This window comes from Arthrobacter sp. EM1 (assembly GCF_029964055.1).
Taxonomy (GTDB): Bacteria; Actinomycetota; Actinomycetes; order Actinomycetales; family Micrococcaceae; genus Arthrobacter.
Genome location: NZ_CP124836.1, coordinates 1,127,938 through 1,142,389, shown reverse-complemented (window position 1 = coordinate 1,142,389; position 14,452 = coordinate 1,127,938). Strand labels below are relative to the sequence as shown.

The window sequence follows — 14,452 nt, the reverse complement described above, 5'->3', positions numbered from 1 at the left end:
GGCGCCTAGAGGATGCCGAGGTTGCGCTGCAGTTCGTAGGGCGTGACCTGAAGACGGTAGTCCTGCCACTCGGCCCGCTTGTTGCGCAGGAAGTGCTCGAATACCTGCTCGCCGAGGATCTGGGGCATCAGTTCGGAGTCCTCCATCGACCGGATGGCGTCGTGCAGGCTGGCCGGGAGCGGGTCGTGGCCCATCGCCCGGCGCTCCGCCGAACTCAGCGACCAGATGTCGTCCTCGGCCGCGGGCGGGAGCTGGTAGCCCTCCTCAATGCCCTTCAGCCCGGCACCGAGCAGCACGGCGTAGGCCAGGTAGGGGTTGGCCGCCGAGTCGATGCCGCGGTACTCAATCCGGGCGGACTGGCCCTTGCCTGGTTTGTACAGCGGAACCCGGACCAGCGCGGAGCGGTTGTTGTGTCCCCAGCTGAGGTAGCTGGGGGCTTCTCCGCCGCCCCAGAGCCGCTTGTAGGAGTTCACAAACTGATTGGTGACAGCGGTGAACTCCGGGGCGTGCTTGAGGATGCCGGCGATGAACTGCCGGGCCGTTTCGGAGAGCTGGAATTCCGCCCCCGCCTCGTAGAACGCGTTGGTGTCGCCTTCGAAGAGCGAAAAGTGCGTGTGCATGCCCGAACCCGGGTGGGCAGTGAAGGGTTTGGGCATAAAGGTGGCGTAGGTGCCCTGCTGCAGCGCTACCTCCTTGATCACCGTGCGGAAGGTCATGATGTTGTCCGCGGTCTGCAGCGCATCCGCATAGCGCAGGTCGATTTCGTTCTGGCCCGGGCCGGCCTCGTGGTGGCTGAACTCAACCGAGATGCCGACGGATTCGAGCATGGTCACGGCGGTGCGGCGGAAGTCCTGCGCCACCCCGCCCGGAACGTGGTCGAAGTAGCCGCCCTCGTCCACGGGGACGGGGGAACCGTCCGGGCCCGGCTGCTGGGACTTGAGCAGGTAGAACTCGATCTCGGGGTGGGTGTAGCAGGTGAAGCCCATGTCCGCGGCCTTGGCCAGGTTGCGCTTGAGGACATTGCGGGGATCAGCAGCCGACGGTTCGCCGTCGGGCGTCAGGATGTCGCAGAACATCCGGGACGTTGCCTCGGTCTCGCCGCGCCACGGCAGGATCTGGAACGTGGCAGGGTCCGGCTGGGCCAGCATGTCGGATTCGAAAACCCGGGCGAGGCCCTCGATCGAGGAGCCGTCAAAGCCAAGGCCTTCCTCAAACGCGCCCTCGACTTCAGCCGGGGCCAGCGCCACCGATTTCAGCGAACCGACGACGTCGGTGAACCACAACCGCACGAACCGCACGTCACGCTCTTCGATCGTCCGCAGGACAAACTCTTGCTGGCGGTCCATAGTGGCCTCTTTCCGGTTCTTTCGTCCGTGCCCCAGGCCCGTCATGCATGGATCCCGCAGCTGCTCAGGCTTCACTTTACTAATCATTGCCACCGAATGCTGGCACGGCTGCTGCGCGTAACACAGCGTTAACACCCGGACCCCGAAATTCGCCGCCGCAAGCCGCTGCGGCGAACGCGGTGTGACGTGATTCACCCGGGCGCGGGCCGGAAGCCGGTAGCTAGGACACGCGCTATCGCACTACGCTCGTGCCATGGCCACAAGCAACAACACCGATTCCAGCATGCCCGCAGAACTAGCCGCACCCTACGGCAGCGGCCCGGCGGCGCCTGCCGCGGGCCAGGAGCCGGTCACCCGGAAGCCGGTGGCCCGGGTCCGCACCCACCACCTGCGCCAGGCGAAACTCAACGGTGAACGCTTTGCCATGCTGACCGCCTACGACCAGTACACGGCGGAAATCTTTGACCAGGCCGGCATCGAAGTCCTGCTGGTGGGCGACTCGGCGTCCAACAATGTCTTTGGCAATGAGACGTCCCTGCCCGTCACGGTCGATGAGCTGCTCCCGTTGTGCCGGGCGGTGGCCCGTTCGGCCAAGCGCGCCCTGGTGGTGGCGGATCTTCCCTTTGGCAGCTACGAGGTCTCTGCCCAGCAGGGGGTGGCCACCGGAGTCAGGTTCCTCAAGGAAGGCCTCGCCCACGCGGTCAAGATCGAGGGCGGACAGTTCTATGCCGAAACCGTCCGGGCCATGGTCCAGGCCGGCATTCCGGTGATGGCGCACATCGGTTTTACCCCGCAAAGCGAGCATGCCCTCGGTGGCTACCGGGTGCAGGGCCGCGGCGATGACGCCCAGCGCCTGATCGACGATGCCGTCGCCCTGGCCGACGCCGGGGCGTTCTGCGTGTTGATGGAAATGGTGCCCGCCGCGACAGCGGCAGCCGTGGACGCCGCCGTCGAGGTCCCCACCATCGGCATCGGCGCCGGCAACGCCACCACCGGCCAGGTACTCGTGTGGCAGGATATGGCGGGACTGCGCGGCGGCAAAATGGCCAGGTTCGTCAAGCAGTACGCTGACCTGCGGACTTCACTCAGCGACGCCGCGAAGGCCTACGGCGAGGACGTACGCACCGGCCAGTTCCCCGGCCCCGAGCACTCGTTCTAGCGGACACCCGTTCCGGCGCGCCTTTTCCGGCGCGGCCGTTCCGACGGGCGCCCGTTCCAGCGGGCGCCCGGCCATCGGGCGCCCGGCCAGGGAGCAGGTGTCCCCGGCGGCGTGCCGGACCCCGGATGCCGGCGCGCAGGACCAGCCTGCTCAGTGTGGGCCGCCTAGTCGTCGTCGCCCTTTTCCCACGATTCGTTGCGGGCTTTGACTTTCTCGAGCGCGTGTTCTGCTTCGTCGCGCGTTGCGTACGGGCCGATCAGCTGGCTCCAGTCGGACATGGCGTCCTCTTCAACCTCGTGGGTGGTGACGTTGTACCAGTACTCGGGCATGGATTCTCCTCAGCTGGTGTGGCTTTGTTCGGATTTGTTTCTGCGCCTCCGGCCGCGCCTTATATGATCAATGTATGCCTTCCCTAGCCTCGACTGCACCCATCGGCACGCTGGTCCCGGGAGCTGTCAGTCCTCAGCTTCCCGTTCCGGCCTCGATCCCGCGCCCCGAATACGTGGGCAAACCCGCGCCGGCCAAGTTCACCGGCTCTGAGGTCAAGCAGGCGGAGACGATCGAGAAGATCCGCACCGCCTCCCGGATTGCCGCGCAGGCCATCGTGGAGGTCGGCAGGCACATCGTGCCCGGCGTCACGACCGACCAGCTGGACCGGGTGGGCCACGAATTCCTGCTGGACCACAACGCGTATCCATCGACTTTGGGCTACCGCGGCTTTCCCAAGTCGCTGTGCTCGTCCTTGAACGAAGTCATCTGCCATGGCATCCCGGACAGCACTGTGGTCAGGGACGGTGACATCGTCAACATCGACATCACCGCCTTTATCGGCGGCGTGCACGGCGACACCAACTACACCTTCCTGGCCGGCGACGTGGATGAGGAATCCCGCCTGCTGGTTGAGCGCACGCAGGAATCCCTGAACCGCGCGATTCGTGCGGTGGCCCCGGGCCGCGAAATCAATGTCATCGGCCGCACTATTGAGTCCTACGCCAAGCGCTTCGGCTACGGCGTTGTCCGCGACTTCACCGGCCACGGTGTGGGCGAGGCCTTCCACACCGGCCTGATCATCCCGCACTACGACGCTGCCCCGGCCTACAACACGGTGATTGAGGCCGGCATGGTCTTCACGATTGAACCGATGTTGACGCTGGGCACCGTGGACTGGGACATGTGGGCCGACGACTGGACCGTCGTCACCCGTGACCGCAAACGCACTGCGCAGTTCGAGCACACCCTGCTTGTGACGGAGACCGGTGCCGAAGTGCTGACCCTCCCCTGATTGCCCCACAGAAGATCCCGGTCTTCGCATCTCGGCCCTGCGCCGATCCCTGCTAGCTCCGCCCCTGCCACGAACGGAACCACATTGGCCAAGAAGGACGAGAAGTCGACCAAAAACACCACGCTGATCGGCATCGACATCGGTGGTACCGGGATCAAGGGCGGAATCGTCGACCTGAAAAAGGGCAAGCTGCTCGGGGAGCGCCTGCGTATCCCCACCCCGCAGCCCTCCACCCCCGAATCCGTTGCCGATGTCGTGGCCCAGGTCGTTGCCGATTTGACGGCCCGGCCGGACGCGCCGGCACCGGACTCGCCGGTCGGTGTGACCTTCCCCGGCATCATCCAGCACGGCGTGGTCCACTCCGCCGCCAACGTGGATAAGTCCTGGCTGGAAATGGACATCGATGCCCTGCTGACCGCCCGCCTCGGGCGGCCGGTTGAGGTCATTAACGACGCCGATGCCGCCGGGCTGGCGGAGGCACGCTTCGGCGCCGGCGAGTCCGTCAAAGGAACCGTGCTGGTCATCACGCTCGGCACCGGGATCGGTTCAGCCTTTATCTTCGATGGCAAGCTTGTGCCGAATGCCGAACTCGGCCACCTCGAAATTGACGGATTCGATGCCGAAAGCAAGGCCTCAGCCGTTGCCCGGGAACGGGACGGACTGAGCTGGGAGGAGTACAGCGTTCTGCTGCAGCGCTACTTCTCCCACGTGGAATTCCTCTTCTCCCCCGAATTGTTCATCGTCGGAGGCGGCATCTCGAAGCGCGCCGACGAATACCTGCCGCGGCTGCAGCTGCGCACACCGATTGTGCCGGCCAAGCTGAAGAATGACGCCGGAATCGTCGGGGCGGCCCTCGAAATCGCGCTGCAGCACCAACTGGCCAAGTAGCCGGATGGGCTCTCACTCCGGGTTGTCCTGCGCGCTGGCGACGACCCGGAGTGGTGGTTCTTTTCTTGATTGGTGCCGGTGGTGGCCGCGGCTTCCCCTCCGCTGCCACCACCGGAGTCTGTGAGCCGGCGCTCCTGATACGCCCCTAGAGCGGGCTCTTCTGCTGGCTCTGGCCTTCGCGGGCCTTGCTTTCGGCTTCGTGGCGGAGCAGCGAAATGGCAGCCTCGAAGTCCTCGAGGGACTCGAAGGCCTGGTAGACACTTGCGAAGCGCAGGTAGGCCACCTCATCGAGCCGCTGGAGCGGGTTGAGGATTGCGAGACCCACTTCATGGGCGTCGATTTCGGCGGCGCCGGCTGCCCGGATCGTCTCCTCGACTTCCTGGGCCAGCATGGCGAGGTCGTCCTCGGTGACGGGACGGCCCTGGCAGGCCTTGCGGACACCGTTGATGATTTTGCTGCGGCTGAACGGCTCGCCGACTCCGGAGCGCTTGATCACGCTCAGGCTGGTGGTCTCGACGGTGGTAAAACGCCGGCCGCACTCGGGGCACTGCCGGCGGCGGCGGATGGCAGAGCCATCGTCGGCTATCCGGCTGTCGACCACCCGCGAATCAGGGTTCCGGCAAAACGGGCAATACATCTCGTTCCGTCCCCTGTCGCAGGCCGATGACCAAACGCGGGCGAACACCCGTAGTTCGGCGGAGCATTTTTGTCTCCATTATCAGTTTACGACTAGATGTAGGCGAATAACAATCCTGTAATTACTACATGTAGTGGTCAGGCACCGCCGGCAAAGCGGGCGGTGACGGCTTCGCCGTGCGCCGGCAGATCCTCGGCTCCAGCCAGGCTCACGATGTGTCCGCTGACCTCTTCCAAGGCCGCGCGGGTGTAGTTAACCACCTGGATGGCCCGCAGGAAGGTGGTCACGTTCAACCCCGAGGAGAAGGCCGCGGTGCCGCTGGTCGGCAGCACATGGTTTGACCCGGCACAGTAGTCGCCCAGGCTGACCGGGCTGTAGTCGCCCACAAAGATCGCCCCGGCGCTGCGGATCCGGCCCGCGACACTGGCAGCGTCCGCCGTCATAATTTCCAGGTGTTCGGCCGCGTAGGCGTTGCACGCCGCAATGCCCTGGTCGAGGTTGTCCACCAGGACAACGCCGGACTGCGGACCGGAGAGCGCCTCGCGGACCCTGTCCCGGTGTTTGGTCAGGGCCGCCTGACGGTCCAGTTCCACCCGAACCGCGGCGGCGAGCAGCTCGGAATCCGTGACCAGAACTGACGCAGCTTTGGGGTCGTGCTCGGCCTGGCTGATCAGGTCCGCCGCGACGAGGTCCGGCCGGGCCGAGTCGTCGGCCAGGATCGCAATTTCCGTTGTGCCGGCCTCGGAATCGATGCCCACAACACCTTTGACGAGGCGTTTGGCAGTGGCGACGAAGACGTTGCCGGGGCCGGTGACAACGTCGACCGGGTCCAGTCCGGCGTTCCCCTCCGAGGCGGGGATGCCATAGGCGAACGCGGCGATCGCCTGGGCGCCGCCGATCGCGTAGACCTCGTTAATGCCCAGCAGGCATGCCGCGGCGAGGATCGTGGGGTGCGGGAGTCCGTTGAAGTCCTTTTGCGGCGGCGAAGCCAGGGCGATGGATTCGACGCCGGCCGCGAGGGCAGGAACAACGTTCATAATGACGGAGGACGGGTAGACCGCCAGCCCGCCGGGCACATAGAGTCCCACACGCGCTACCGGGACCCATTTTTGGCTGACCACCGCCCCGTCGCCGAGTTCGACATCGGTGTCGGCCGGCCGCTGGGCATCGGCAAAGCGCCGGGCACGTGAGATGGATTCTTCCAGTGCTGCCCGGACGTCGGGGTCGAGCCCGGCCAAGGCGTCCGTCAGTGCCCCGGCGGGAACCCGGGGGTGTGCTTGCTCGACGCCGTCGAACGTTCGGGCCAGTTCACTCAGCGCTTCGAAGCCCCCGGCGCGGACGGTGGCGATAATGCCCAGGACGGTCTGCTCCGCATCCGCCATGGCGCCGGCTTTTGCGCGGGGTACCGCGGCGCGGAGGCCGGCAAGTGTCAGCCGCTGGCCGCGCAGGTCAACGGTACGGAAGGTGAGTCCGGCGGGGGCCGGGGGCGCAGTAGCGGCGGGCACGGAACTGTCAGCTGAAAGGGTCACCCGTTTATTTTACGGGTCCCGCGGGCACGTGCCGCGCCGCTCGCCCCCGGGTGGTTCCGGCTGGCTACTCCAGGGCTTCGGGGTCCGCACCGTGAGCCCCGGGCCCGCTTTCCGGAGCCGGTTTACTCCCGAGGGTGCTCAAGAAGATCGCAAGGGCAGTAGCGGCCGGCCACATTGTCAGGACCGCCACGGACCGCAGCGAAAAGGCGATACTGGCGTTCGCCGACGTGTCCTCGGGCGTTCCCCACCACAGGCCGCACAGCACGCCGGTCCCCCACGCGGCGAGTGCGCCGAGTGCGCCGGCACCCACTGCCACCAGGACCTCCCGGCTGGACGGCCCGTTATGCTTGCTGCCGGAAGCGACGGCACCGGAAATGCAGCCGGCCAGCAGCATCAGGGCCGCCAGGACCAGGTCCCGGGGCAGCCACCCTTCGGTGTTTGCCCCGCTGCGCAACTGCGGATCACCCGAGAGCAGGTTAAGGCCGGACGGGGCCAGGAGCCACCACAGCAGCCCCGCCGGCACACCGGCAGCAGCGATAACGGCAGCTTTACGCCACGTCACAACGCGCACGAGCGGCGGCGGTTCCGGCGCTGCGGCGGGAATACCCTGCCGGGATTCGGGACCCGGCATCCCGGCCGGTCCCTGCAGCGGGTCCTGCCGGGCGTGCTGCGGGAGCTGGCCATTGAGTGCGGGCTGTGTCATGGAACAAACTTTAACAAGCTTTTGGCCGGGCGGGCACACCACGCCGCGCTGGGCCCGATGACCGTCCACATGACGCGTCGGGGGCAACAAGTACCGCGGCCGGGCGCTGAGAGAATACGCTGGCGGGGTAGGAATGACACAAATGTGCACCAGGGAGTGGGATTGCAGTGGCCGCAGAGGACCAAGCCTTCGAAAGTACTTTCAAGGAGATGTTCCGCCGGCACGCCGCCGGCGTGGCCATCATCACCGCCAACTTCAACGGCGTCCCCTTCGGCTTTACTGCAACATCTGTGGCCTCGCTCTCCGCGAAACCTCCCCGGTTCACCTTTAATATGGCCCGCACTTCCAGTTCCTGGCCGGCCGTCGCCAATGCGAAGTACATCGGCGTGCACATGCTGGGACTGGAGAACCAGGCGTTGGCCGACCGTTTTGCCAGGACCCGCGACCGCTTCGAGGGGGACCACTGGGTGCCAGGGCCCCATGAGGTGCCGGTCCTCAAGGACGTTGCCGGCTGGTTGATCGGCAAGGTCCAGATGCGGCTCTCCTTCGAGAACAACGCCGTTGTGGTGGTCGAGGTTGTGGGCGGCGAAGTCGGTGCCGACGGCGCCCCGCTGCTCTACCACTCCGGCTCCTACGGCCAGCCCGTGCCGCTCGACTACGAAATCTAGCCCGCCGGAGGCCCTCGCGGGCTGGCCTTAGCCGTCCAGGCAGGTCGGGCCCAGCAGCACCTTCAGATCTCCAAACAGCGACGGGCTGGGGTTTACCCGCAAGTGCACGGGCAGGCCCATAACCTCCACCCGGGCGTCACCTTGCAGGTGCAGCCTGACTTCGGATTTGCCGCGGTGGGTCCGCAGCACGTCGCCGAGCTCGGTCACAACTGCTTCGGTTGCCTTATGCGTCGGCATGGTGATCACCAGCGGGCCGTTGAGGCCCTCGCTGAGGTCCGGGACGGAGAGTTCCATGCAGTTCAATGCCACGGCGCCGTCATCGCGGCGCTGCAGCCGGCCCTTCACAACAACGATCAGGTCCTCTGCCAGCACGGAGGCGATCGGGCCATAGACCTGCCCGAAGAACATAACCTCGACGGAACCGCCGAGGTCCTCGATCTCGGCCCGGGCGTAGGCATTGCCGCTGGCCTTCGCGATCCGCCGGCTCAGCGAGGTGATCATGCCGGCAATGGTAACGATGGCGCCGTCGTGCGGGCCGTCTTCGGCGATGAGCGAGGTGATGGACTGGTCGGCATGCTGGCTGAGGACCCCTTCAAGGCCCTGCAGCGGGTGGTCCGAGACGTAGAGGCCGAGCATGTCCCGTTCGAAGGAGAGTTTGTCCTTCTTCTCCCATTCGGGGAGGTCCGGAATTTCGATGCTCAACGAGGCCTCGGACTCGGCTTCGTCGATTCCGGCGAACAGGTCGAACTGGCCGATTGCCTCGTTCCGCTTCAGGGTGATGACCGAATCGATGGCTTCTTCATGAATCATGGCCAGGGCGCGCCGGTGGTGGTTCAGCGAATCGAAGGCGCCGGCCTTGATCAGGGACTCGATGGTGCGCTTGTTGCACACCACAGCCGGTACCTTCATCAGGTAGTCCTTGAAGGAGGTGTAGGCCCCTTCTTTTTCGCGGGCCGCCACCATGGCTTCGACGGCGTTGACTCCGACGTTGCGGATGGCTCCCATGCCGAAGCGGATGTCCGTGCCCACCGGGGTGAAGTTCAGCGCCGACTCGTTGACGTCCGGCGGCAGCACCGTGATCCCCATACGGCGGCATTCGTTGAGGTAGATGGCCGACTTGTCCTTGTCATCGCCCACCGAGGTGAGCAGGGCTGCCATGTACTCCGGCGCATAGTGGGCCTTGAGGTAGGCGGTCCAGTAGGAGATCACGCCGTATGCAGCCGAGTGGGCCTTGTTGAAGGCGTAGTCGGAGAATGGCAGGAGGATGTCCCAGAGGGTCTTGACCGCGGCCATCGAGTAGCCGTTGTCCTGCATGCCCTGGGAGAAGCCGGCGAACTGCTTGTCGAGCTCGGATTTCTTCTTTTTGCCCATGGCGCGGCGCAGGATGTCGGCCTGGCCCAGGGTGTACCCGGCAAGCTTTTGCGCCACGGCCATCACCTGCTCCTGGTAGACGATCAGGCCGTAGGTGCCGCCGAGGATCTCGGCGAGCGGTTCCTCGAGCTCGGGGTGGATCGGGATGACGTCCTGGATCTTGTTCTTGCGCAGCGCGTAGTCTGTGTGCGCGTTGGCGCCCATGGGTCCGGGCCGGTAGAGGGCCAGGACGGCGGAGATGTCCTCGAAGTTGTCGGGCTTCATCAGCTTGAGCAGGGAGCGCATGGGCCCGCCGTCGAGCTGGAACACACCAAGGGTGTCGCCGCGGGCGAGCAGCTCGTAGGACGCCACGTCGTCCAGGGCCAGGGACTCCAGATCCAGCTCAATTCCGCGGTTCATCGTGATGTTTTCCAGGGCGTCGGAGATGATCGTGAGGTTCCGCAGGCCCAGGAAGTCCATCTTGATCAGGCCCAGGCCCTCGGAGGTCGGGTAGTCGAACTGGGTGATGACCTGGCCGTCCTGGAAGCGGCGCATCACCGGGATCACGTCGATGATCGGGTCCGAGGACATAATGACGCCGGCCGCGTGGACACCCCACTGACGTTTCAGGCCCTCGATGCCGAGCGCCGTTTCGAACACCTTCGCGGCTTCGGGGTCGGTGGCGATCAGCTGCCGGAAGTCGCCGGCCTCGCTATAGCGTTTGGAGTCCTTGTTCTGGATATCTGCAAGCGGAATGTCCTTGGCCATCACCGCCGGCGGCAGCGCCTTGGTCAGCTGTTCACCCATGCTGAAGGGGTAACCCAGCACCCGGGAAGAGTCCTTGAGGGCCTGCTTGGTCTTAATGGTGCCGTAGGTGACGATCATCGCGACACGTTCGTCGCCGTATTTTCGCGTGACGTAGTCGATCACTTCGGAGCGCCGCCGGTCATCGAAGTCGACGTCGAAGTCAGGCATGGAGACCCGGTCCGGGTTGAGGAAGCGCTCGAAAATCAGGCCGTGGTGCAGCGGATCAAGGTCAGTGATGCGCATGGCATAGGCCACCATGGACCCGGCGCCCGAGCCGCGTCCGGGACCCACCCGGATGCCGTTGTTCTTGGCCCAGTTGATGAAGTCCGCCACCACCAGGAAGTAGCCCGGGAAGCCCATCGAGGTGATAACACCCAGCTCGTAGTCGGCCTGGGTGCGCACCTTGTCCGGAATGCCCTGCGGATAGCGGTACTGGAGTCCCTTGTCGACTTCCTTGACCAGCCAGGACGTTTCGTCCTCCCCGTCCGGGCACGGGAACCGGGGCATGTAGTTGGCGCCGGTGTTGAAGGACACTTCGCAGCGCTCGGCGATCAGGAGCGTGTTATCGCATGCCTCGGGATGGTCGCGGAACAGCTCCCGCATTTCCTGCGGCGACTTCAGGTAGTAGCCGCTGCCGGAGAAAGCGAAGCGCGAGCCGCCGTTGTCGTACGTCGGCTCCAGAAGGGTGGAACCCGACTGGATGGCCAACAGTGCCTCGTGTGCCTTCGCGTCGTGCTCGTGTGTGTAGTGCAGGTCGTTGGTGGCCACCAGCGGAAGGTTCAGTTCCTTGGCCAGGCGCAGCAGGTCGCCGGTGACGCGGCGCTCGATGTCCAGGCCGTGGTCCATGAGTTCGCAGAAGTAGTTCTCGGCGCCGAAAATGTCGCGGAACTCGGCCGCGGCCTCGACGGCTTCCCGGTACTGGCCAAGCCGGAGCCGCGTCTGGACCTCGCCGGAGGGGCAGCCGGTGGTAGCGATCAGCCCTTCCGAGTAGGTGTTGAGCAGTTCACGGTCCAGCCGCGGCCATTTGCCGAAGACCGAGTCCAGTGAGGCGATCGAGGAGGCCCGGAAAAGGTTGCGCATGCCCACGTTGTTGTAGCTGAGCAGCGTCATGTGGGTATAGGCACCACCGCCGGAGATGTCATCCTTGCGCTGGTTCTCTTCGCCCCAGCGGACGCGGGTCTTGTCGGTGCGCGCGGTCCCGGGCGTCACGTACGCCTCGACGCCGATGATCGGCTTGATGCCCTGGTCCGTGGCCCGCTTCCAGAAGTCGAATGCCCCGAAGAGATAGCCGTGGTCGGTGGTGGCCAGGGCCGGCATGCCCAGCCGCTCGGTTTCGTCGAACAGCTCCCCCAACCGGGCCGCACCGTCCAACATGGAGTATTCGGTGTGGTTGTGGAGGTGCACGAACGAGTTGTTGCTGGAAGTCACCGGTTCATTCTAGTGCCGCGCACCGAGCTTTCGGCACGGAGCTCAGGCCGCACCGGCGGGCAGGCCAGGTGCTGCGCGGCTCAGGCCTGTCCCGACTCCAGGACTTCCAGCGCGTAGCGCAGGTCCTGCGGGTACTCACTGGTAACCGTAACCCGCTCCCCGGTCCGGGGATGATCGAAGGACAGCTGTCGGGCGTGCAGCCACTGCCGGGTCAGCCCCAGGGTGGCAGCCAGGCGCGGGTCCGCGCCGTACGTCAGGTCGCCGGCGCAGGGGTGGCGCAGGGCAGAGAAATGGACGCGGATCTGGTGCGTCCGGCCGGTCTCGAGGTGGACCTCCACAAGCGAGGCCTTTCCAAAGGCTTCAAGAACTTCGTAATGCGTGATGGAGTCCCGGCCGTCCTCGATGACCGCAAAACGCCAGTCGTGGCCTGGGTGACGGCCGATCGGCGCATCGATGGTGCCCGCCAGCGGCTCCGGAAGTCCCTGGACCACCGCGTGGTACACCTTGTCCACGGTGCGCTCCTTAAAGGCCCGCTTGAGCGCCGTGTACGCACGCTCCGTCTTGGCGACCACCATCACGCCCGAGGTCCCGACGTCGAGCCGGTGCACAATGCCCTTGCGTTCCGGCGAGCCTGAGGTGGAAATCCGGTAGCCGAGACCGGCGAGGCCGCCGACCACAGTGGGTCCCACCCAGCCGGGAGAGGGATGGGCGGCTACGCCGACCGGTTTGTCGATGACGACAAATTCGTCATCGTCCAGCAGGATGTCCAGGCCGTCCACTACTTCCTCCACAATTTCCAGGGGGTCCCGGCGTTCCGGGACAACAACGTCGAGCACGGCACCGGCGGCAAGCCTGAGCGACTTCCCCACCGCTTTGCCGTTGCTGCGGACGTGGCCTTCGGCGATTAACGTGGCTGCCTGCGAGCGGGAAATAGCCATCAGGCCCGCAAGTCCGGCATCTATTCGGGCGCCGGCGACGTCCGCCGGGACCACAAAGCGAAGCGCGGACGAGGCGGCCGGCGCGTCCTGCCCGCCGGGTGCGTCGGACCGGTCGGCGTCGTCGAGGTCTTCCGGGAGGATCACTTCCGGGACATGGCCGGCCGGGGCCGGCCACTCCGGAGTCACGGTATCTGGCGTGCCGTCGCCGGGCACGGTGTGATTAGGAGTCATGTTTTACCGTGTCCTTGGTCGGGTGTGAGCCGTCCAGGGCAATCCCGCGCAGCGTCAGCAGGCAGATAATTACCACGGCCGACACAACGGCGGAGTCCGCGATGTTGAAGATCGCAAAGTTGGGGAGCTGGATAAAGTCCACGACGTGGCCCATAGCGAAGGAGGGTTCGCGGAACAGCCGGTCCGTGAGGTTGCCCAGGGCGCCGCCCAGGAGCAGCCCAAGCGCCAGCGCCCACCAGAGCGAGCCCAGCTTGCGCAACTGCAGCAGGATGGCGATCGAGACGGCCGTCATAATGAGGGTAAACACCCAGGTGACGTTCTCACCGATCGAAAAGGCAGCACCGGAGTTCCGGATGTAGTACCAGTGCAGCAGCGGCGGGAGGACGGGGATCCTTTCGCCTTCGATCATGGTGGCCGTAACCCAAAGTTTGGTCAGCTGATCGAAGACATAGGCGAACGCCGCAAGGCCGAAGAATACGGATAGCAGCAGGGCGCGCCGCGGCCGGTGGCCGGTGCGGCCTGCGTGGGCGGACGCAGCGTGCTGCGTTGCGTCAGGTGGGGGTGCGTCAGTCATAAGGCTTTCGTTCGCGAGCCAGTGCGGGCACTGGAATCCGGGTGCTTGGTCACGGCCGCGGCCGGAGCCGGCGGTTAATGCCAAAAGCCGGCGGCCGAGGAATCCTCAGCCACCGGCTTTCAGAATACTTGCTAACTGTCCTAGCTGTTGGCTTCCACCTCAGGGGCAGCCACGGAGCCGCGGGCATCGAGGTCACGCAGCTGGCCCTCAATGTAGGCCTTCAGGCGTGAACGGTAATCGCGTTCGAAGCCCCGAAGCTGCTCGACCTTGCGCTCCAGGACCGAACGCTGCTGCTCAAGGGCGCCGAGGATCTTGCGGGACTTTTCCTGCGCGTCGTTGACGAGGCTGCTGGCCTCAATCTGCGCTTCAGCGATGATTTTGTCGCGCTGCTGCTCGCCGTCGGCGACGTGCTTGTCGTGCATCTGCTGCGCCATGGCCAGCAGGCCGGCGGCGGACTCCGCAGCGGGGGTTGAGACGGTGCGGGCCGGGGCAACTGCCTGCTCGGTTTCCTTCTTCTTGGCAACTTCGGCAGCTTCGGCAGCCTTGACGGCTTCGGCGGCCTTGGCCTCGGCTTCCGCCTTCGCGCCGTCTTCTTTCTCGACCTTGACCGGTGCCGGAACCTTTTCCACGACAGGCGCCGCGGCGGAAGAACTGGCAGGCGTGCCGGCGCCCAGTTCGGCGAGCTTCTTGCGCAGCTCGTCGTTCTCCTGGTTCAGGCGTCGCAGTTCGACGACGATTTCGTCCAGGAAGTCATCAACTTCATCCTGGTCGTAGCCTTCGCGGAACTTGGTCGGCTGAAAGCGCTTGTTGACAACGTCTTCTGGCGTCAAAGCCATCTGGTCACCTCGTTGGTCTAGTTAGTCAGTAGGCCTTTCGGCCGTAAAAACTACGGTACCTAAATATGGTCTGGTT

Annotated in this window: 13 protein-coding genes; 4 read left to right on the top strand and 9 right to left on the bottom strand. The window is 65.4% G+C overall.

The features are described 5' to 3' along the window. Positions 1–5 precede the first annotated feature (5 nt). Entirely contained in the window at positions 6–1,346 is a 1,341-nt protein-coding gene (gene glnA, locus QI450_RS05080) for a type I glutamate--ammonia ligase (protein WP_226773315.1), read from the bottom strand. A 253-nt stretch (positions 1,347–1,599) separates the two neighbouring features. Between glnA and panB the strand changes: the two genes are divergently transcribed. Beyond that, complete coding sequence (panB, locus tag QI450_RS05075; RefSeq protein ID WP_226773316.1) at positions 1,600–2,505, top strand: 3-methyl-2-oxobutanoate hydroxymethyltransferase; 906 nt, start codon at positions 1,600–1,602, stop codon at positions 2,503–2,505. A gap of 164 nt (positions 2,506–2,669) precedes the next feature. Here panB and QI450_RS05070 read toward each other — a convergent pair whose 3' ends face one another. After that, positions 2,670–2,834, bottom strand: coding sequence for an SPOR domain-containing protein (locus QI450_RS05070; protein WP_226773317.1), 165 nt, complete (start codon positions 2,832–2,834; stop codon positions 2,670–2,672). Between the two features lie 74 nt (positions 2,835–2,908). Between QI450_RS05070 and map the strand changes: the two genes are divergently transcribed. Both map and ppgK read left to right on the top strand, forming a co-directional pair. Beyond that, positions 2,909–3,787: a type I methionyl aminopeptidase gene (map, locus tag QI450_RS05065; RefSeq protein WP_226773318.1), complete on the top strand. Its 879-nt coding sequence runs from the start codon at positions 2,909–2,911 to the stop codon at positions 3,785–3,787. Between the two features lie 84 nt (positions 3,788–3,871). Further along, complete coding sequence (gene ppgK / locus QI450_RS05060) at positions 3,872–4,675, top strand: polyphosphate--glucose phosphotransferase (RefSeq protein ID WP_226773319.1); 804 nt, start codon at positions 3,872–3,874, stop codon at positions 4,673–4,675. 145 nt (positions 4,676–4,820) lie between these two features. Here ppgK and nrdR read toward each other — a convergent pair whose 3' ends face one another. The 3 genes from nrdR to QI450_RS05045 form a co-directional block, all read right to left on the bottom strand. Then, entirely contained in the window at positions 4,821–5,312 is a 492-nt protein-coding gene (gene nrdR, locus QI450_RS05055) for a transcriptional regulator NrdR (protein WP_226773320.1), read from the bottom strand. A 137-nt stretch (positions 5,313–5,449) separates the two neighbouring features. Next, positions 5,450–6,841 (bottom strand): histidinol dehydrogenase, encoded by a 1,392-nt coding sequence (gene hisD / locus QI450_RS05050; RefSeq protein ID WP_226773321.1) that lies wholly within the window; start codon positions 6,839–6,841, stop codon positions 5,450–5,452. A gap of 64 nt (positions 6,842–6,905) precedes the next feature. Next, a complete protein-coding gene (locus tag QI450_RS05045; RefSeq protein WP_226773322.1) occupies positions 6,906–7,544 on the bottom strand; it encodes a hypothetical protein in 639 nt (212 codons plus the stop codon). A gap of 209 nt (positions 7,545–7,753) precedes the next feature. On the opposite strand from QI450_RS05045, the gene QI450_RS05040 reads away from it, so the two are divergent. Then, positions 7,754–8,212, top strand: a complete 459-nt coding sequence (locus QI450_RS05040; protein WP_226773332.1) for a flavin reductase family protein — start codon at positions 7,754–7,756, stop codon at positions 8,210–8,212. A 27-nt stretch (positions 8,213–8,239) separates the two neighbouring features. Here QI450_RS05040 and dnaE read toward each other — a convergent pair whose 3' ends face one another. From dnaE to QI450_RS05020, 4 genes are all read right to left on the bottom strand, one after another. Beyond that, positions 8,240–11,797 (bottom strand): DNA polymerase III subunit alpha, encoded by a 3,558-nt coding sequence (gene dnaE / locus QI450_RS05035; RefSeq protein ID WP_226773323.1) that lies wholly within the window; start codon positions 11,795–11,797, stop codon positions 8,240–8,242. Positions 11,798–11,877: 80 nt separating this feature from the next. Then, entirely contained in the window at positions 11,878–12,966 is a 1,089-nt protein-coding gene (locus tag QI450_RS05030) for an RluA family pseudouridine synthase (RefSeq protein ID WP_226773324.1), read from the bottom strand. Next, positions 12,956–13,540 (bottom strand): signal peptidase II, encoded by a 585-nt coding sequence (gene lspA, locus QI450_RS05025; protein ID WP_226773325.1) that lies wholly within the window; start codon positions 13,538–13,540, stop codon positions 12,956–12,958. The genes QI450_RS05030 and lspA overlap by 11 nt, the downstream gene beginning before the upstream one ends. A gap of 140 nt (positions 13,541–13,680) precedes the next feature. After that, positions 13,681–14,376, bottom strand: a complete 696-nt coding sequence (locus tag QI450_RS05020) for a DivIVA domain-containing protein (RefSeq protein WP_226773326.1) — start codon at positions 14,374–14,376, stop codon at positions 13,681–13,683. Positions 14,377–14,452 lie beyond the last annotated feature (76 nt).